The organism is Butyrivibrio sp. Su6, assembly GCF_900108105.1.
Taxonomy (GTDB): Bacteria; Bacillota; Clostridia; order Lachnospirales; family Lachnospiraceae; genus Butyrivibrio.
Genome location: NZ_FNUR01000012.1, coordinates 101,302 through 119,803 on the forward strand (window position 1 = coordinate 101,302; position 18,502 = coordinate 119,803).

At 42.1% G+C, this 18,502-nt stretch carries 19 protein-coding genes and 1 other annotated feature; of the genes, 3 read left to right on the top strand and 16 right to left on the bottom strand.

The window, feature by feature from the left end; genetic code table 11:
• Nucleotides 1–20: 20 nt before the first annotated feature.
• From C4S54_RS12780 to C4S54_RS12790, 3 genes are all read right to left on the bottom strand, one after another.
• The gene (locus C4S54_RS12780; protein ID WP_103869870.1) at nt 21–1,025 is read right to left on the bottom strand and encodes a pectinesterase family protein; all 1,005 of its coding nucleotides are present in this window, start codon (nt 1,023–1,025) and stop codon (nt 21–23) included.
• A gap of 14 nt (nt 1,026–1,039) precedes the next feature.
• Entirely contained in the window at nt 1,040–2,473 is a 1,434-nt protein-coding gene (gene proS, locus C4S54_RS12785; RefSeq protein WP_103869871.1) for a proline--tRNA ligase, read from the bottom strand.
• A gap of 68 nt (nt 2,474–2,541) precedes the next feature.
• Nucleotides 2,542–2,774: a binding site (T-box leader), on the bottom strand.
• A gap of 45 nt (nt 2,775–2,819) precedes the next feature.
• Nucleotides 2,820–3,842 (bottom strand): sugar kinase, encoded by a 1,023-nt coding sequence (locus tag C4S54_RS12790; RefSeq protein WP_022772248.1) that lies wholly within the window; start codon nt 3,840–3,842, stop codon nt 2,820–2,822.
• A gap of 446 nt (nt 3,843–4,288) precedes the next feature.
• On the opposite strand from C4S54_RS12790, the gene C4S54_RS12795 reads away from it, so the two are divergent.
• Complete coding sequence (locus C4S54_RS12795) at nt 4,289–5,245, top strand: succinylglutamate desuccinylase/aspartoacylase family protein (RefSeq protein ID WP_103869872.1); 957 nt, start codon at nt 4,289–4,291, stop codon at nt 5,243–5,245.
• Between the two features lie 18 nt (nt 5,246–5,263).
• On the opposite strand, the gene C4S54_RS12800 is transcribed toward C4S54_RS12795, so the two are convergent.
• The 7 genes from C4S54_RS12800 to C4S54_RS12830 are packed head-to-tail and all read right to left on the bottom strand — an operon-like array spanning nt 5,264 to nt 11,621.
• A complete protein-coding gene (locus C4S54_RS12800) occupies nt 5,264–6,004 on the bottom strand; it encodes a DUF4198 domain-containing protein (protein ID WP_160110765.1) in 741 nt (246 codons plus the stop codon).
• A gap of 20 nt (nt 6,005–6,024) precedes the next feature.
• Nucleotides 6,025–6,786: a class I SAM-dependent methyltransferase gene (locus C4S54_RS12805; protein ID WP_103869874.1), complete on the bottom strand. Its 762-nt coding sequence runs from the start codon at nt 6,784–6,786 to the stop codon at nt 6,025–6,027.
• Between the two features lie 38 nt (nt 6,787–6,824).
• On the bottom strand, nt 6,825–7,565 hold the full coding sequence (locus C4S54_RS12810) for an ABC transporter ATP-binding protein (protein WP_013282131.1): 741 nt from the start codon (nt 7,563–7,565) through the stop codon (nt 6,825–6,827).
• Between the two features lies 1 nt (nt 7,566).
• Complete coding sequence (locus C4S54_RS12815) at nt 7,567–8,289, bottom strand: ATP-binding cassette domain-containing protein (protein WP_103869875.1); 723 nt, start codon at nt 8,287–8,289, stop codon at nt 7,567–7,569.
• A 2-nt stretch (nt 8,290–8,291) separates the two neighbouring features.
• Nucleotides 8,292–9,110: an ABC transporter permease gene (locus C4S54_RS12820; protein WP_103869876.1), complete on the bottom strand. Its 819-nt coding sequence runs from the start codon at nt 9,108–9,110 to the stop codon at nt 8,292–8,294.
• Entirely contained in the window at nt 9,110–10,033 is a 924-nt protein-coding gene (locus C4S54_RS12825) for an ABC transporter permease (RefSeq protein ID WP_022772240.1), read from the bottom strand. Before C4S54_RS12825 ends, C4S54_RS12820 begins: the two co-directional genes overlap by 1 nt.
• Nucleotides 10,026–11,621 carry an ABC transporter substrate-binding protein gene (locus tag C4S54_RS12830; protein ID WP_103869877.1) on the bottom strand — a complete coding sequence of 532 codons (1,596 nt, stop codon included), beginning with the start codon at nt 11,619–11,621 and terminating at the stop codon, nt 10,026–10,028. The genes C4S54_RS12825 and C4S54_RS12830 overlap by 8 nt, the downstream gene beginning before the upstream one ends.
• A gap of 266 nt (nt 11,622–11,887) precedes the next feature.
• On the opposite strand from C4S54_RS12830, the gene C4S54_RS12835 reads away from it, so the two are divergent.
• Complete coding sequence (locus tag C4S54_RS12835; RefSeq protein WP_022772237.1) at nt 11,888–12,235, top strand: hypothetical protein; 348 nt, start codon at nt 11,888–11,890, stop codon at nt 12,233–12,235.
• A 27-nt stretch (nt 12,236–12,262) separates the two neighbouring features.
• Here C4S54_RS12835 and nrdG read toward each other — a convergent pair whose 3' ends face one another.
• The 3 genes from nrdG to murI form a co-directional block, all read right to left on the bottom strand.
• A complete protein-coding gene (gene nrdG / locus C4S54_RS12840; RefSeq protein WP_103869878.1) occupies nt 12,263–12,814 on the bottom strand; it encodes an anaerobic ribonucleoside-triphosphate reductase activating protein in 552 nt (183 codons plus the stop codon).
• Between the two features lie 81 nt (nt 12,815–12,895).
• A complete protein-coding gene (gene nrdD / locus C4S54_RS12845) occupies nt 12,896–15,130 on the bottom strand; it encodes an anaerobic ribonucleoside-triphosphate reductase (RefSeq protein WP_022772235.1) in 2,235 nt (744 codons plus the stop codon).
• A 160-nt stretch (nt 15,131–15,290) separates the two neighbouring features.
• Nucleotides 15,291–16,112 (bottom strand): glutamate racemase, encoded by an 822-nt coding sequence (gene murI / locus C4S54_RS12850; RefSeq protein WP_103869879.1) that lies wholly within the window; start codon nt 16,110–16,112, stop codon nt 15,291–15,293.
• Nucleotides 16,113–16,142: 30 nt separating this feature from the next.
• On the opposite strand from murI, the gene C4S54_RS12855 reads away from it, so the two are divergent.
• Complete coding sequence (locus C4S54_RS12855) at nt 16,143–16,592, top strand: hypothetical protein (RefSeq protein ID WP_146059996.1); 450 nt, start codon at nt 16,143–16,145, stop codon at nt 16,590–16,592.
• Here the strand turns inward: C4S54_RS12855 and C4S54_RS16125 are convergent.
• The 3 genes from C4S54_RS16125 to trmB form a co-directional block, all read right to left on the bottom strand.
• Nucleotides 16,578–17,330 (bottom strand): hypothetical protein, encoded by a 753-nt coding sequence (locus C4S54_RS16125; RefSeq protein ID WP_200821074.1) that lies wholly within the window; start codon nt 17,328–17,330, stop codon nt 16,578–16,580. The two genes, C4S54_RS12855 and C4S54_RS16125, sit on opposite strands and share 15 nt — an antisense overlap.
• 72 nt (nt 17,331–17,402) lie before the next feature.
• Nucleotides 17,403–17,723, bottom strand: a complete 321-nt coding sequence (gene trxA, locus C4S54_RS12865; RefSeq protein WP_022772230.1) for a thioredoxin — start codon at nt 17,721–17,723, stop codon at nt 17,403–17,405.
• A complete protein-coding gene (trmB, locus tag C4S54_RS12870; RefSeq protein WP_022772228.1) occupies nt 17,723–18,376 on the bottom strand; it encodes a tRNA (guanosine(46)-N7)-methyltransferase TrmB in 654 nt (217 codons plus the stop codon). Before trmB ends, trxA begins: the two co-directional genes overlap by 1 nt.
• Nucleotides 18,377–18,502: the final 126 nt, after the last annotated feature.

An 18,502-nucleotide genomic window follows, 5' to 3' on the forward strand; every position in this document is an offset into this window, starting at 1 on the left:
TTTTGTTTATTACTTAAAGCTCATTTAAACAGCTTTACTATTTGGTCTGCCTTGTTCATAAGGTCTTTGTATTTTTCACTGTCTATATCCTTTATCCAGCTATTTTTCTGGGATAAAGAGATCTCACTGTCATCTGCAATTTCTCTGGAATTATACTCTCCGTAAGTTACTGTAGGCTCATCTTTTGTGATGCCACCCCAACCAGAGAAACGCTCAGGAGCAATGGTCTTATCCATCTTGCAGTCAAGAAATACTGTCTTCGCCTCATCTCTCCAGGGTCTTCCAAGAAATACTGAAGCTTCATCGCAGCCATCCTCACCTTTTACAGTGCAGTTCCTGAATACAAAGCCAAGATCATCCTTACTTCCACATGCTGCTGTAACATAGCCATTTATGAATCTTTCGCCATTGTCTTCACCATGAGGCTGAAGCTTTCTGTTATTGCACTGAATGAAGCAGTCATCAAATACTGCATCCGCTCCACCAAAGATAAAGTCCACATCACCGTAGATCTCACAGTTTTTGTAATACTGTTTTGTCTTTTTTCTGGGATTTAAAACTCTTGGTCCCATAAAGCCATTTTTTTGTCTCTCAGTAAGTGGAAGAGGTGCGCAAAACAGAGTGTCCTGGCAGCCTGTCATCTTCACATTTTCAAAATAGCACTCATCTGCATCGGCATAAACAGCAAGCGCCTGGCCATGTTCAAAGCCACCACCTACTGTATTTTTGATGGTCATATTTTTTACAACAACTCTTTTGCCTCCAAAAAAGGCTGTTGCTGTGCGGAATGTACCTCGTTTGGAGCCATCTTCCATCTCTTCAAAAGCACCATCGTCAAACTCAATGATTGTCTTGTCAATGCCTTCTCCGATGAACGTTATATCTGACTTTTCGCAGAAAATCTTTTCCCTAAATGTTCCCTCTCCAATGTGGATTACATTCTTCTCTTCATAAGTCGCAGCCTGTATAGCCTCTGTAATAGTAGAATAATCTCCACCCTGTTTTTTTACGTTAATCTCAAGCATAGTTGCTCCCCGGATTAATATGCTCTTCCCCAATAAACCATCTTTGTAGCAGGTTTTCCACAAACCACGCAGGTTTCTGAAAGTTTTTCCTGCTCAAATGGGATACAACGGCTGGTTACGTTGTAATCTTCTTTGATCTTGTCTTCACACTCGCGGCATCCACACCACATAGCTTTTACAAAGCCCTTTGTCTCTTTGAAGGCTTCTGCAAACTCTTCTTTGTTGTGTGCTGCAAATGTGTGTGCCTCAAGGTGCTTTTTAGCTCTGTCGAACATATCCTTCTGAATCTGATCAAGGAGCTCGCCTACCTTTGCAGGTACATCGCTAATAGCACATTCAATCTTTTCTCTTGTGTCACGACGAACAAGTACGCACTTTCCTGCTTCAAGGTCCTTAGGTCCGATCTCGATACGAACCGGGATACCTCTCATCTCCTGCTCAGAGAACTTGTAGCCAGGAGTTCTGTCTGTATCGTCTGTCTTTACTCTGAATGCTGAAAGGCTCTTTGCGATATCATAAGCTGCATCTAAAACGCCTTCCTTCTTCTGCTGGATAGGAATAACAACAACCTGGATTGGAGCGATCTTAGGAGGTACTACAAGTCCTGAGTTGTCTCCGTGAACCATGATCATAGCGCCGATTGTACGTGTTGTAAGTCCCCATGATGTCTGGTTTACATAATGAAGCTGGTTATCTTTTCCTGCGTACTGGATTCCAAATGCCTTGGCAAATCCATCACCGAAGTTATGGCTTGTAGCACTCTGAAGTGCTCTTCCGTCATGCATAAGAGCTTCTACTGTATATGTAGCCTCAGCTCCTGCGAACTTCTCTTTGTCAGTCTTCTGTCCCTTGATAACAGGAATAGCCATATCGTTCTCAAGGAAATCAGCGTATACATTAAGCATCTGCTGTGTACGCTCTTCAGCCTCTTCGAATGTTGCGTGAGCTGTATGTCCTTCCTGCCAGAGGAACTCTCTGCTTCTAAGGAAAGGTCTTGTTTCTTTTTCCCAACGAACAACGCTGCACCACTGGTTTAATACCTGTGGAAGGTCTTTATATGAATGAATCTCTCCCTTGTAATAGTCACAGAAAAGAGTTTCTGATGTAGGTCTTACGCAGAATCTCTCTGCAAGTGGCTCAAGTCCGCCATGTGTAACCCATGCTACTTCAGGAGCGAATCCTTCAACGTGATCTTTCTCCTTCTGAAGAAGTGACTCAGGAATGAACATAGGAAGATATGCGTTCTGAACTCCTGTCTCCTTAAATCTTGCATCAAGGTGCTTCTGAATAAGCTCCCAGATTGCGTATCCTGCAGGCTTGATTACCATGCATCCCTTAATGTTAGAGTAGCTAACCAGGTCAGCCTTGATACATACGTCTGTGTACCATTGTGTGAAATCCTCATCCATAGATGTGATCTCAGCTACAAGTTTCTTGTTGTCTGCCATTTTTCTTTCTCCTTTTAATCTATGAAGTGGATACGAAAAATAATAAAAAAAGCCTTCGCATCCCTATAAACAGGGACCGAAGGCTAGTCGGCGGTACCACCCTATTTAAATCTGCATTCAAAAGCAGATTTCACTTCATTGACACCCTTAACGCGGGAAACGCTGTGTTTACGCATCATCGAAAAAAATGTTTTCACACAGGACTCCAAGGCAGGTTCACTTAGCTATCGTAAGAGCTCGCACCATCCGCTCTCTCTCTGAAACGCTTTGCTAAATTACTATTCCTCTTCAACGTCTATAAATATGTTTAAAAATGATTTTATTAACATTTAACTTTATTGTCAAGTTATCTGTTAAGCTCGCTGGTAGGCCCAACTGCTTTATGATTCTTAATAATACTGTCAATTTCTCTTAAATCACTTGCAGGAAGATCTCCGGGAATTGTATTCTTTACGCTTGATGTAGCATTACCATATTCAAGAGCTTTTTCTACATCATCATACTTAAGAAGTCCATAGAGAACACCTGAAACATAGGCATCACCTGAACCAATTCTGTCGATAACATCGATGTCCTTATAAGGCTGCTCTGTGTAGAACTTATCCTTTGGTGCATCGTATATTGTAGAAGTAAAGTTATGCTTTCTAGGACTGATTACTTCTCTCTGAGTTGTGCATACTACCTTAACAGGATATTCAGTTGTATAGCTCTTCATGATGTCTGCAAGGTCGCCCTCTTTCTGCATCATGCGGCGTGATGTCTCCTCAGAAACAAAGAGAATATCTACATATGGCAATATGTGCTTAATGGCTGCTCTTGCCTCTTCTTCGCTCCAGAGATTAGCTCTGTAATTGCAGTCAAAAGAAACCAAGGCTCCGCCCTTTTTAAATCTCTTAATAAGTTCTGTTGTGACCTCGCAGGTATTCTTATTAAGCGCAAGTGTAATTCCACTGGTGTGGAACATTCTTGTTGAAGTATAAACATCCTCAGGAATCTCATCTAAAGAAATCTTTGTCATAGAGGAATTTTTTCTGTCATATACAATAGAAGGCTTACGTGGAGCTGCGCCGTTCTCATAGTAGTAGATTCCAAGTCTGGCATCATCAGATTCATCGTAGATCAGATAGTCATCAGAAACGCCCTCAAATCTGATTCTGTTCTTAATGAATGTTCCCAATGCATTCTGCGGAAGCTTGGAAATAACGCCGGTACGAAGTCCCAAGAGAGCAACTCCGGACGCAACATTCAGCTCTGAGCCACCGGCTCTTTTATCAAAAACATCGCCTCTTGTCATTCTCTCATAATTAGGCGGTGACAATCTAAGCATTATCTCGCCAAGTGTTATCAGATCAAAATTTTTTTCTCCCATTTCAAAAGCCCTCCTTACTATATTTTAAATCATAAATCCTGAACTCCAAAAATGAAAGTGCTTACATCTTGAAAATCTTGCAAATACTGAATGTTTAGTGTCGTTCAATTTTTTCCACTTTTTGTATCATGTAAGCACTTACATGGCACACAATATTAATGTATGATTGCATCATCAGCTGAGAGCTGATACTTAATAAGCCGATTTACGTTCGCCATAACGTATTTCCTTTATAAAAACCTCTAACACAAAAAGAAGACTGTCCCCAACAGTCTTCTTTTACATTATGTAAAATTTTACTTTCTTCTGTCCTATGCAATGTTCGTTAGATGTGGTACTGATGTTTATGGTTTTTTTGTGTACGCGTGAGCTATGTAACCCCCCAGGGGGCTTGAAAGTCCCGGTCCAAACATGATAACCTTGGCTCTGAAGCGAGGGTTAATACAATGGCAAAAATAAATATAGCCGGACACGAGCTTAGTTCCGGCAAGACGATAAAAGACCATATACATGTAGATGGAACTGAGATACACATTCCACATATCATCATCTGTGGCGAAAAGCCGGGCAAAACCGTACTAGTTACAGCAGGTATCCATAATGCGGAATATGTCGGCATTCAGGCAGCTATTGAGCTCTCTAATGAGATTTCTCCCAAAGACCTTTCAGGAAATCTTATCATCATCCCATTAGCCAACAGGTCAGGTTTTGAAAACAGAACAATGTCCCTTGTTTACGAGGATGGCAAGAATCTCAACAGGGTCTTCCCGGGAGACAAGGATGGTTCAGCCGCCGATCGCCTGGCAAGCCTTCTGTTTGATGTTTTTATCAAAAACGCTGATGCTTACATTGACCTGCATAGCGGAGACGGATACGAGACTCTTATCCCCTACGCATACTACGTGGGAGCTTCTCCTGCCAGTGATATTGCAAAAAAGATGGTGGACTGCGTCAACGCCTCCTACTGCGTAAAGAGTACCTGCACCACCGAAGGCGCCTACAACACAGCCTCCATGGCCGGAATCCCCAGTGTTCTAATAGAGCGCGGTCAGCTTAGTCTCCTTCCAAAAGATGAGGTACAGGCAGACAAAGAAGATGTACTGAACATTTTGAAATTCCTTGGTCTTATTGAAGGAGAGTACAAGACATATCCCAAGACAGAACTCAGAGAATTCAGTGATGACGCCCCATTCACCGGCTGCTGGTATCCAGAGAAAAAGGTGGGAGAGAAATTTTCAAAAGGTGATAAATTTGGTGAGATAAGGGATTACTTTGGAAGGCCCCTTCACACAGCCATTGCCAATACTGACGGAGTTCTGATCCACCAGTGCTCATCTCTTAGCATAATCAAGAATGGTCCCATGGTGACCTACGGAGTAATACAAAAACAGGATGCATGTTGAATGCATCCTGTTTTCGTATTACCTTTTAACGTATGTGAATGTTGAAGCAATTTCTTTGCTGTCATAGATTCCGGGAATTCCTTCCGCCAGCGGAGTTCTTGTAACGGCCATATACACACCCTTTTTCTCCACTGAGAAGAATATCCTGCCTTCCTCATCTGTGTTCAGGATTCTCTCAAAATACTCTTTTCCATCATAGAACACAACAACTACCGTGGATCCCCTAAGCGGGAATTTGTCATGAATAAGCTTTAAATGAAGCACGTCGGTGTCTGCTTCCCAGGGATCGGGAACGAAGCTTACTCTGGATTCATGGATAAATTCGGGAGTCCCCTTCTTATCTCCAACAGTTATGTTTGTCACATATATCTGAGGATAGTTCTTGGCATCAAGAATATCAGGATATGTCCTTCTGTCGCCCTCATAATACACGTCTTTTTCATCTCTTACATAATTGTTGTCATAGATACACATAAGGGTATAAATGCCCTCAGAAACTGGCGTAAAGCGAAGCTCATAGTAGTCTCCCTGCTCATCGCCCGGGCCCTTAACCGGTGTTATTGCTATTCTGTTTCCTTTTTCATCTGTGGCGAAGGCTCTTATCTCATCAAGACGAAAGAATCCGTCCGGCCTCATGTGATGTCCCCACCTCATTATTCCGCAGACTTCTTCCCCCGGCTCATATACACTGTTGTCAGTGATTATCCAGGCTTCGTGGCCATATACCATCATATCTGTAGTATCAATTCCTCTTCTCATCTCAAACTCCATTCATATTATTAGACTACTGCTTTCTGAGCCTTTACCAGAAACATCCTGTCAGGCATATAAAACTGGTCTTTCTCGCTATAGAGTCTATCTCCCGCCCCAAGATCAGTAACTATATTTTCATAACCGATCTTTTCAAGACAAGCCTTGTCCCACTCCGGTCTGTCCAAAGTGCTGATAGATAACATGTGGTAAATATCGTGGCACTCCTCTACCATGGCGTCGGTCACATTTTTGTGGGCAAGGTTCTGCATCTGATCATAGTGATGAAATCCCTTTGCATACTCCGCATCATACACAAGCAGCATTCCTCCCGGCTTTAACACTCTGTGCCACTCCATGTAGGCTTCCACCGGATGCGGAAGTGTCCATACAAGATTTCTATTTATCACCAGATCAAAAGAGCTATCGGCAAAATCCAGTTTCTCGGCGTCCATAACCATAAGACGCGCCTTTGCTCCATGGCGTGAAAGCAGCTCTTTTCCCCTCTCTATCATCTCAGGCGTAAGATCCACCCCGGTCACGTCAAAATCAAAATCCGACAACACCATTTCGAAAAAACCGGCTCCGCATCCAACGTCCAGAACAGACAACTTATCATCAGCTGAAAAATGCCTTAAAAACTCCGCCTGCCACAGCTGTTTTTTCCTGCTGTGGATCTCCTCGTGTTTGTGCTCACTAAAGCTCTCAGCCCTCTTGGACCAATAGGTCACCACTTTATCCTTGATATCTTCAGCTTCCTCCTCAAAAGGAATCTGCATAAGTTTAGTCATATTACTACGTATACCTCAATTATTTTTCTAAAAGTTTGTTACTCAATAAGATTATCAAGCAGTTCTTTCGTGTACTCATGTTGTGGATTTCCAAGAACTTTACCAGTCTCTCCCTCTTCCACACACTCGCCGTTTTTCATTACCATTATCCTGTCGCACAGCATGCTCACCAGAGCAATGTCATGGGAGACAAATATGATCGACACCCCTTCTTTTTCCCTCAGCTGCTGCAAAAGAGCTACTACCTGGGCCTGAGTTGTAACATCCAGCGCACTTGTTGCCTCATCGCACAAAAGAATCCCGGCATCAGAACACAGCGCCCTTGCAATTGACATTCGCTGGCACTGTCCTCCGGACATGCTTCCTGCCTTTTTCTCCAAAAGACTCTCATCAAGCCCAACGGCCTCAAGGATTCGTGACAGTTTTTCATGGCCACAGCCCTTTGCAGCTTCCACAACGGCTTTTTTCATCTTCATTCTTGGGTCAAAAGACATCTGGGCATCCTGAAATATCATCTGCAGAAAAGTTCCGGCAAAGGCCGGCGACTTACCTGTATACTCTGTTCCCTTATAATAAAGATTTCCACTATCAGGCTTTTCCAGGCAGCTGACATGACGAAGAAGAGTGCTCTTTCCACTTCCGCTCTCGCCGACGATTCCAAGGATCTCTCCATTTTTCAGGAAGAAACTCACATCCTTTAAAGCCTGCAATTTTTTGCCTTTATCAACGTAACTTTTATTTAGATTTTTTCCTTCTAAAATTATATCTGAATCCGGCATATCAGCTCACCTTCAGTCTTGGTACGGCCTTCAAGAGATTCTTTGTGTACTCGTTTTGTGGATTCTCCAGGATCTCTTTTGCAGGGCCATACTCAAGCATCCTGCCACTTTTCATGATTCCAATGTAATCAGCCATTTTAGATGCGATACCCAAATGGTGGGTAACCATCAAAATAGTAGTACCCTTTAGTTTGTTGATCTCAAGAAGCTGCTCCACAACCATCCCTGCAGTCTTAACATCCAGGGCGCTTGTAACTTCATCGCATAATAAAATTCCCGGCTCCAAGAGCATTGTTGTGGCAATGGCCATACGCTGATTCATGCCTCCTGACAACTCATAAGGCCTTGATGCAAGTGCTCTTTTAGCATCATTAAGTCCAAGGATCCGGAGCGTTTTCTCCACTTCATCTATTTTAAAGTCGATGTTATTGCTCTTTAGTGCCTCCATGATTTGTGCCTTGTAAGTCCTTATGGGATTAAAAGATCCACCGGGATTCTGAGGCACAATACCAAGTAAAATGTCTTTTGGCGTCTCTATACTTCCGCATGTTTTAGTCACGCCCCCAAAGCCATGAATAGCCTTAAGAAGCGTAGATTTACCGCTTCCGCTCTCACCAACGATACAGACTCTTTTACCTGCTTCAACTTCAAAAGAGATATCATTTATAACACTCTCATCACCGTAGCCGGCAGAGAGATTGTTTATCCTAAGTATTGTATCCATGCTTAATCCTCATCTCTATATTCCATGACGCAGTCCCCAAGATAATTAAATACTATGATGGTGACTATGGTAGCAATTGCCGGATACAGCACAGCCCAAGGTGCTATCTGTATATATGCCCTGGACTCATTGATCATTGAGCCCCACTCAGCAGTGGGTGGCACAACTCCAAGTCCCAAAAAAGACAGGCCCGAAATACCTATCATTGTTGTTCCTATCTGTGTAAGGGCATTTGTAAGAAGTGGTGCTATTATATTGGGAAGTATGTGGGCCATCATTATAGCCGCCCCACTCTTTCCCGCCAATTTCGCAGCCTGCACGTAGGGGCAATTCTTTATGGCAAAAGTATGACTCCGTGCAAGTCTGGCAAACCCGGTCCACATAGTTATTCCCAGCGCGATCATGGCACTTGAAAGTCCTCCTCCAAGAATGCCCGCAACCGCGATGGCTACTACCATCTGAGGAAATGCCAGCATAATATCGGCAATCCTCATCATAATTTCATCCAATATTCCGCCATAATATCCGCTAAGTACTCCGATAAAGCTCCCAAGGATAAAAGAAATCGCAACCAATATAAATGTAGCTGCTATAGTTGTCCTTGCTCCATATAAAACTCTTGAAAATACGCATCTTCCCAGGTTATCTGTTCCAAACAGAAATTCCCCGGACGGAGCTGACCTTATGGCTGATGCGCTTGTTGCATATGGATCATTAGGTGCAATAACACTTGCGAAAAGAGCTATAAGCACCAAAAGCAGTGCAACACCTGCAGATATTATTACTTTTATTCTGTTAATCTTTTTCCGTTTATGGTTCATTAAAAAGACCTCGGATCCAAAAGCCTGTAGGTAATATCAACTATCAGATTTATAACAACATAGATTGTTCCCATAATAAGCACAAAGCCCATGATCACAGGGTAGTCCCTGGCTGTTATGGAATCCATCACAAGTTTGCCGATACCCGGCCATCTGAAAATATTCTCAATAACAACGCTGCCTCCCATCAGGGTTCCGATCTGAAGGCCGATTATTGTAAGTATGTGTCCAAGGCTGTTTCTAAGGACATTGTTGATAAGAATAAATCTGCCCTTTACCTTTCTGGACTTCATTCCCACAACATACTCTTCCCCAAGCTGATCTAAGAGTTCGCTCCTAATCTGTCTTGTAAACCTTCCTGCCATGGGTATTGCCAGAGAAAGCGCAGGGAGCATAAGTCCTTTGATGCTTCCATCTGCAATTACGGGAAAGACCTTGATATGTATGCAAAACAGATACATCAAAAGTACTGATATCAGGAAATTCGGAAGAGAATTACCTATAAATGAAAAGAGCCTGACAATATGGTCTACCAATTTTCCTTTTTTGACCGCTGACACTATTCCCAGTGGAAAAGAGATTATAAGCGCCAAAAGCAGACTGGTTAAAGCCAGTCCACATGTGTTCTTAAGCCCTTTTATCAGTTTTGGCGCGACCGGAAGATCATCCTTAAAGGAAACGCCAAAATCTCCCCTAAGAACATTCGAAAGCCACTCCGCGTACCTAACGATAAAGGGGCGGAGGAGGCCAAGCCTCTCCCGCTCCGCTTGCAGTATTTCTTTTGTGACCACCACACCCTGGGAGGTGAGTCTCTTTTCCGCAGGGTCACCGGGAGCCAGATACATTATGCCAAACACAAGAAAGCTCAGCACTAAAAGTATCAGGGCAAGTCCCAGGATCCTTTTAAGTATTTGTTTAGCCATTAATGTCAGTCTCTGCGTCTACTCCATAGAAATCGAAAGGAACATACTCAGCAAATCCGCTTACGCCCTTACGAAGAACTGTAGTGTTATTGAAAAGTCCAACATATCCAAATGCATTGTCATCTATAGCAATCTGAACGATCTTGTTGGCAAGCTCTGCTCTCTTTGCAGTATCTGTCTCAATTCTGAGCTGCTCAATCATGCTCTGGCATTCAGCACTCTCAAATCCACCTACATTGTAGTAAGCTCCGTCTGCAAGAGTTGAGTCGATGAAGTAAAGAGGATCACCTGACTTATCAGCGATCATGCAGTAAAGAGCAAGATCAAAATCAGCGTTTGCAATGTAAGTAGCATCCGGATCTTCCTCAACTCTAAGTGTTGAATCAATACCAACAGCCTTAAGCTGCTCCTGGATTAGGATTGCAAGAGTATCTAGAGATCTTGCTGCATAATATGCAATGCTGATGCTAAGCTTCTGTCCATCCTTCTCATAGATGCCGTCAGCTCCAAGTGTATAACCATCGGCCTCCAAAAGCTCTTTTGCCTTGGCAGTATCTACTGCAGGAACATTTACCTTGCCATAAGCAGCTGATGTTGAGAATGGTCCAACTGCTGCAGATACTGTACCTGAAAGGTACTCTGCAATCTTGTCCTTATCAACAGTGAGATTGATTGCTTCTCTCACAGAATCATCAAGTGTATTCTCATTGAGAATGTAGAACTGAAGACGTGCACCTGGAATTGAAACTACATCGTACAGATCAGGGCTCTGGTTATAAACCTCAAGAGCTGCTGATGAAACGCTGTTGTAGCAGTCGATCTCGCCGCTCTGCATAGCAAGGAGCTTGGGATCATCCTCCTGCATGTAGTAGAATACAGCGCCGTCGAGCTTAACATCGCCGCCCCAGTAGTTTTCGTTCTTTGCTACTGTTACGTCTCCCTCAGGGATAAACTCTGTAATAACAAATGGTCCTGTGCATACAGGTGCGTTGTCAAAATCTGTTGTTGCATCAAGATCGATCATTCCGCACTCAGGACTTGCAAGGTCGTTCTTAAGAGTAGGATAAACTTCCTTTGTATCGATAACGATTGTCTTGTCATCTGTAGCAGTCATTTCAAAATCGCCAAGATAAGCAAATCTGCTGTTCTCTGCAGCAAGACGCTGAAGGTTTCTGATGACCATATCAGCTGTCAGAGGGTTTCCGTTTGAGAACTGAACTCCATCATTAAGTGTAATTGTCCATGTGCTGCCATCAGCTACTGCGTCTTTGGCAAGGCATGGTACTGCGCTCATGGTCTCATCAAGCTTAAACAGTGCCTCTGAAACACCATAAATTGATGTGTACCATCCATAATACTCTTTGTGTACGTCAAGACTTGGATAAGCAAAAGATGCTGCAGTGTGAAGAATCTTTTCACCTGTAGCCGTAGACTGGCTTGCGTCAGCTGTCTGATTCTCAGATGTTGTTGCCTGTGTATCAGCAGGTGTCTGCGTTTCTGTTGTATGTGTGTCTGCACCTGAACCACAAGCTACCATTGATAGTGTCATGGTTGCAGCAAGAAGTGCTGCTAAAAACTTTTTCTTCATAATATTGTATCCTCCACTGTGTCTGAATCACCTCACACAATGAAAAGGATAGCATTGTGAAATCCGCCACACAAGCCCCCCGGGGGGTTCCTGACACACTTAACTTGGCACAATACATGCCTCCATGAAATGGTCTTCCATCACAACTTCCATCACAAAAATTTTATAATCTGTTCGATTGAAACATTTGTTCGACAAGTGTATTATATGAAATACACAAACAATTGTTCGGAACATATATTCGATATTTGTTATGAGGAAATGCTATGGAAACAGATTATAAGATCATTGCGGTGGACTTTGATGGAACGCTTTGCTATAGCAACTGGCCGGATCTGGGTGCACCCAATAAGACACTAATAGAATATCTGATTAAAGAAAAAGCTGCCGGAAATAAGCTCATCCTCTGGACCTGCCGTGCTGGGCAGGCGCTGATGGATGCCACAAGATGGTGTGAGGACCACGGTCTGTCTTTTGATGCGGTCAATGACAATCTGCCTGAGATAGTAGAGCTTTACGGAAACAACAGCAGGAAGATCACCTGTGACCTGTATATTGACGACAGAAGTGTCTATATCGATGCTATGGGAAATCTCCAAGGAGCTGCATTATGAGTAGTTTTATAAGTATAGTTTAAGATGTCATGCTTTTCTTGATTCGTCTCTGTCATTATATTTGGATAAGACTACGTTTCCTGTTTTAAGTGTCTCTTGAACATCAATTACTCGCTGATTGGAGGAACCTCTGAATCTGAGCATCAGATCTTTTTTATCCAAAATGAACTCCCCATCTACCAATACATCTAGCATAGAAAGGATGGCCTCGGTGTCTTCCCCGTGACAACGCTTATTATTGGGATCAGTAAGTTCTTCCCATACGTATCCTGAGTAGATCCATATTGTTTTTCCCGGGCATTCATCTTTTATACGCTTGATAAATGGAGATAGTACCTTTTGGTTAGCCACCTCCATAGGCTCACCTCCAAGAATAGTTATCCCATTGATGTAGGCCGGTTTCAATGACTCAATTATTTCATCTTCTACTGCCTTGGTGAACAATTCACCATAGTTGAAGTCCCAGGTCATCTCGTTAAAGCACCCCTTGCAATGATGCGTGCATCCAGATACAAATAATGAGGTCCTGCACCCTATGCCATTTGCAACATCTGTATATATAATCTGCCCGTAATTCATAGTATACCTCTCTGATAAGCGATAAGCCGGGATTTCTCCCGGCTCTTCACTTTTTATGTAATAAACTTTTTCATACACGTATTAACTGCATTTTGGGTTTGACATATGAAGAACTCGCTCTTTGATCTCCTGTGTACGTCCCTGGTTCCAGAACTGTGTTCCAATGTAACCACATGTACGTCTTGCTACGTTCATCTTGTTCTGGTCACGGTTTCCACAGTTAGGGCACTCCCAAATAAGCTTTCCGTCTGTATCTGTAACGATCTTGATCTCTCCGTCATAACCACAGCACTGGCAGTAATCTGACTTTGTGTTGAGCTCAGCGTACATGATGTTTTCATAGATGTACTTCATAACTGAGATAACTGCCTCAATGTTGTTGTTCATGTCAGGAACTTCAACATAGCTGATAGCTCCACCAGGTGAAAGGGCCTGGAACTCAGATTCGAATTTAAGCTTTGTGAAAGCATCGATCTGCTCTGTTACATGAACATGATAGCTGTTTGTAATATAGTTCTTATCTGTTACTTCAGGAATGATACCAAATCTCTTCTGAAGGCACTTAGCAAACTTATATGTTGTTGACTCAAGTGGTGTTCCATAAAGTGAGAAAGAAATATTTGTATCAGCTCTCCACTTTGCACACTTGTCGTTAAGGAACTGCATTACCTTAAGTGCAAAGTCTTTTCCTCTAGGATCTGTATGAGATACACCCTTCATGTATTTTGTACATTCGCAAAGACCTGCATATCCAAGAGAAATTGTTGAATAGTTGCCAAAGAGCAGAGGATCAATTGTCTCTCCCTTAGCAAGTCTTGCCAAAGCTCCGTTCTGCCAAAGGATTGGCGCTACATCTGAAGGAGTTCCAAGAAGTCTGTTATGTCTGCACATAAGTGCTCGCTTGCAGAGCTCTGTTCTCTCTTCCATAAGCTGCCAGAACTTCTCTTCATCCTTATTGGATGAGCAAGCTACATCAACAAGGTTGATTGTAACTACGCCCTGGTTGAAACGACCATAATACTTGTGATCGCCTTCTTTGTAGTTCAAAGCATGTGCTTTATTATCCTTATTGCAAAGACCTTCTGCTACATTCTCGTTATCAGGTGTAAGGAAGCTTCTGCATCCCATGCAAGGATATACATCGCCGCCCTTTAATTCTTTCATCTTCTTAGCTGAAATGTAGTCAGGAACAAGTCTCTTGGCTGTACACTTAGCAGCAAGCTCTGTCAGATACCAGTACTTGGAATCCTCATGGATATTGTCCTCATCAAGAACGTAGATAAGCTTAGGGAATGCTGGTGTGATAAGCTGTCCCTTCTCGTTCTTAACACCAAGGATACGCTGCTTGAGCATCTCTTCGATAACCATAGCAAGGTCTTCTCTTTCCTGACCTTCTGGTACTTCGTCAAGATACATGTAAACTGTAATAAATGGAGCCTGTCCATTTGTTGTCATAAGAGTGATGACCTGATACTGAATTACCTGGCATCCTCTTTCGATCTCTTTTTTAACTCGCATCTCTGCGATCTCGTTTACCTGCTTCTTGTTGATCTTCATTCCGGCAGTTTCAAACTCAAGAGCAACTTCTTTTCTGAATTTCTGTCTTGAAACATCAACAAATGGTACAAGATGTGAAAGAGTAATACTCTGTCCGCCGTACTGTGAGCTTGCGATCTGAGCGATTGCCTGTGTTGCAATATTGCAGGCAGTTGAGAAGCTCTTTGGTCTCTCGATCATTGTTTCAGAAATAACTGTTCCGTTCTGAAGCATATCCTCGAGGTTTACAAGACAACAGTTGTGCATATGCTGTGCAAAGTAATCTGAATCATGGAAGTGGATAAGTCCCTCTTCATGTGCCTTTACAACGTCTTCAGGAAGAAGGAATCTTCTTGTGATATCCTTAGATACCTCACCTGCCATGTAATCTCTCTGCACGCTGTTAACAGTAGGGTTCTTGTTTGAGTTCTCCTGCTTAACTTCCTCATTGCTGCACTCAATAAGAGACATGATCTGCTCATCAGTAGTGTTGGACTTTCTGACAAGAGCATGCTTATAGCGGTATGTGATGTATTTTCTGGCAACCTCAAGTTTACCTGATTTCATGAGGCCATCCTCAACCATATCCTGGATTTCCTCAACGCTTGCTGCACGTGTAAGTGATGCGCACTGACTCTCTACAGCTCTCTCAATATCGCTTATCTGCCCAGCTGTAAGCTTTTTTTCGTCGGTAACTTCGTTGTTTGCCTTCTCAATAGCAGCTATGATCTTATCGCCATTGAAGATCACTTCTTTACCGCTTCTCTTAATTATTTTCATAAGAACCCCCTTCTAAAGTTTAAAAAATCCTGGTTTTTTCCCATAAATTAGACATGTCTATCATCTAGCAATAAACATGTCGGTCTTTTTAAAAAATCACTATATGTTGTGGTCGTAACTATATAATAATACATTATATAGATTAATTCAAGGTCTGTTTTTAATCGATTTTTCGTACCTGTTCAAGCCTGTTATGCAGTCTTTTCAAGTGTTCTAACGTTTTTTCATCATTTACTTCATTTCCTGAAAAATAATATTTTGTTTTTGTATCACACAATATATTGTGGTGCTCATCAAAATAAACTACCCTATCCGGATCATCAGAAAGAGTAATTCCTGTAACATCAGCTAAATGCCTGATAGTTCCAAGGTTTCCGTCTATGAGCAGAGTATCATCACCAAAGTATTCCTTATACAAAGGCTTGAAATAGTTAAAATGTGTACACCCAAGCACCAATGCAGAATAGCCATCTTTGTCATACTCTGAGAACTGGCTGTTTATATACTCTCTGACTTGTTCTGACTCGAACTCTTCTCTCTCCGCAAACTCCACAAGTCTTGGCATTGGAAGAAGATCTACTCTATGGTCCTCATCTACCCTGTGAAGCAGATTTTTTAATTTATCTTCCCTGATCGTAACAGGCGTAGCGATAACCATTATACGCTTTTTATCTGTTCCTTCAACGGCAGGTTTTACAGCTGGCTCCATCCCCAGTATTGGCAGGCTATATCGCTTTCTCAGTTCCTTTACAGCCACACTGGTTGCGGTGTTGCAGGCTATGACTATAGCGTCAACGCCCTGTTTTATGAGAAACTCTGTTATCTCTATTGCGTAGCCAAGTATCTGTTCCTTAGTTTTTAATCCATAAGGAACATGCTCCGTATCTGCATAAAAAATATATTCTTGTCCCGGCAATTGGTGGTAGGCTTCGTGAAGAACAGACAAACCTCCTATGCCAGAATCAAAAATGCCAATCTTCATTATTTTTTCCTCTTTTGTTATACTAATTATATGAGCGAAAAAAAATTTGACGAACTTCAAAAACTATATGATAGCACAAAGATAGGATCTCTTGTACAAGAGATCTGTGAGTATTACTCTACTCAGGATGGTTATGAGGATAACTCATATCAGGACGAGATTGAGCCTACTGAGATTGTTGAATCTATCTATGTTCTGTTCTGCCTTCAGAGCAGGGAACAGATATTGGATGAAATGGCTTTGGTTCAAAAGAAATACCCAACCATTTATTCATCAATTAAATCTCTGCATAATACTCTTTTGGTGAACATGGACTATCAGTCTTTAGAGGCAAACTGCGCTGAAAAAATAGCAGCTTACGCCAAAGACACTTCCAGTAACGAAGTACTGTCTCATGCGGATATGTTCTCACGCTCAAGCAATAATCTCGCTGAAGCTGAGGACAAGTTTTACACATGGCTTCACTCAAGGAGTAGATAAGTACTTCATAGAAGCGTAAAGCTGCATGTTTTCATACTCTACCAAAGCCCAATAGCCATCACTACTTACAGCGATTCTCTTCAGTGTTGTTCCTTTTTGAGCTATTGCTTTGATAGTGCTCGCATCTTCAGAGCTTGGCACAGACCTAAGGTTAAGATCTGCCGTCAGAGTAACTGTGTCATTGGTCAGTGTATATCCCTCAGGAATCGCTGTCACAACAGTCTCCTGAGTATCTGGATCGTTCATATATCTATCAAATATTTTCACTTTGGCAAAAAAGACAAGCAAAGCAAGAATAAAGACGCCTGTTATAACAGAGGCTACTCTTACGAGAAGCTCCGGTGTTATGCCTCTATGTGACTCTTCGTCTTCATCGTCGTCATCATAGTCATCTTCATCGTAATCTTCATCCTCATCCTCGTCTTCATCATAATCATCTTCTTCACGATCATCCTGGTAATCGCGCTCTCTGCGAGGCCTTGGACTTGGACCCTGCTTTTCTTCTTTTTCCTCAGGTTCCTCTTCAGGCCTGGATGATTGATTTTTCGCCTGCTCACGAAGGAACTCTTCGCGCTCTTCTGCCGTAAAAAATGAATAAGGATCTTCTATTTCAATATTGTTGATCTCTGTAGTGGCAAATAAATCCTTGGGCTCTTCTGCCTTGATATCTTTGTTATCCTTGCCACCCTCAACTTCTCTTTTTTTGTAATCAGAAAAATTAGTAATCTTATCTCCCAAAACGTTTCTCCCAATTAATCAGATCTTTTACCTGATTTCAAACCTTGGTCCCCTAACAGAAAGTGCTGACCCTTAGGCCAGCACCTTATCTATGATACCCTGAAGTTTTGTCTTATTTAATGCTCCAACTGCTGTCTCGATAACCTCTCCATCCTTAAAGAATGCAAACATTGGAATCGACATAACGTTATATTTCTGAGCAATGTCAGGTGACTGATCTACATTTATCTTTCCTACTTTAAGCTCCCCTTCGTACTCATCAGCAAATTCATCGATAAGTGGCGCCATCATTTTGCAAGGACCGCACCAGTCTGCAGAGAAATCAACAAGAACCGGTAATTTGCTTTTCAATACTTCCTCATCAAAGTTCTGACTGTTTAAATTATAGTCCATTATTTAATCCCCTTTCTGCTTACAATGTATTTGTAAATTGGATTACCTAGTGATGAGAACTTCTCCTCATACTCTGTCATCACGTTGCCCTCATTCATAACAGGGTCATGATGAAGATCGTATGTTACTGCATCTAAGTTCCAGCCTGCAGGTTCCACCTCATCAAGTGCAAACTGAAAAAGATCCTTATTATCAGTCTTGAACTCTACAACGCCATCCGGTCTTAAGATTTGGTCATATCTTCCAAGGAACTGCCTTGATGGAAGACGCCTTTTAGCGTGTCTGTCCTTAGGCCAAGGATCTGAGAAGTTAAGATAAATCTTATCTACCTCCGCCGGAGCAAATACTTCCGTTATATCTTCTGCATCCATTCGGATGAACTTAACATTTGGTAAAAGAAGCTGTTCCTGTTTCTGGATCGCTCTGAGAAGTACACTTGAATACTTTTCTATACCTACATAATTGATATTGGGATTCAGTGTAGCCAGGTCCATGAGGAATCTGCCCTTTCCCATTCCAATCTCAATATGAAGTTCATTGTCATTGCCAAAAACTTCTTTTTTCCAAAGACCTTTTAGTTTCTCCGGATCCTTAACAGTAAAATTGCTATCAGCGATCACCTCACGTGATCCTGCGATGTTTCTTAAGCGCATTCCTTACCCTACCTGTAATTCTTATAAGAGAATTTTACAACATTTGAGGAAAGTTGAAAAGTTAGCTATTTGAGATTTTAATATTTCTTCAAATATTGTATTATTTACATACTATGGATAATTCAT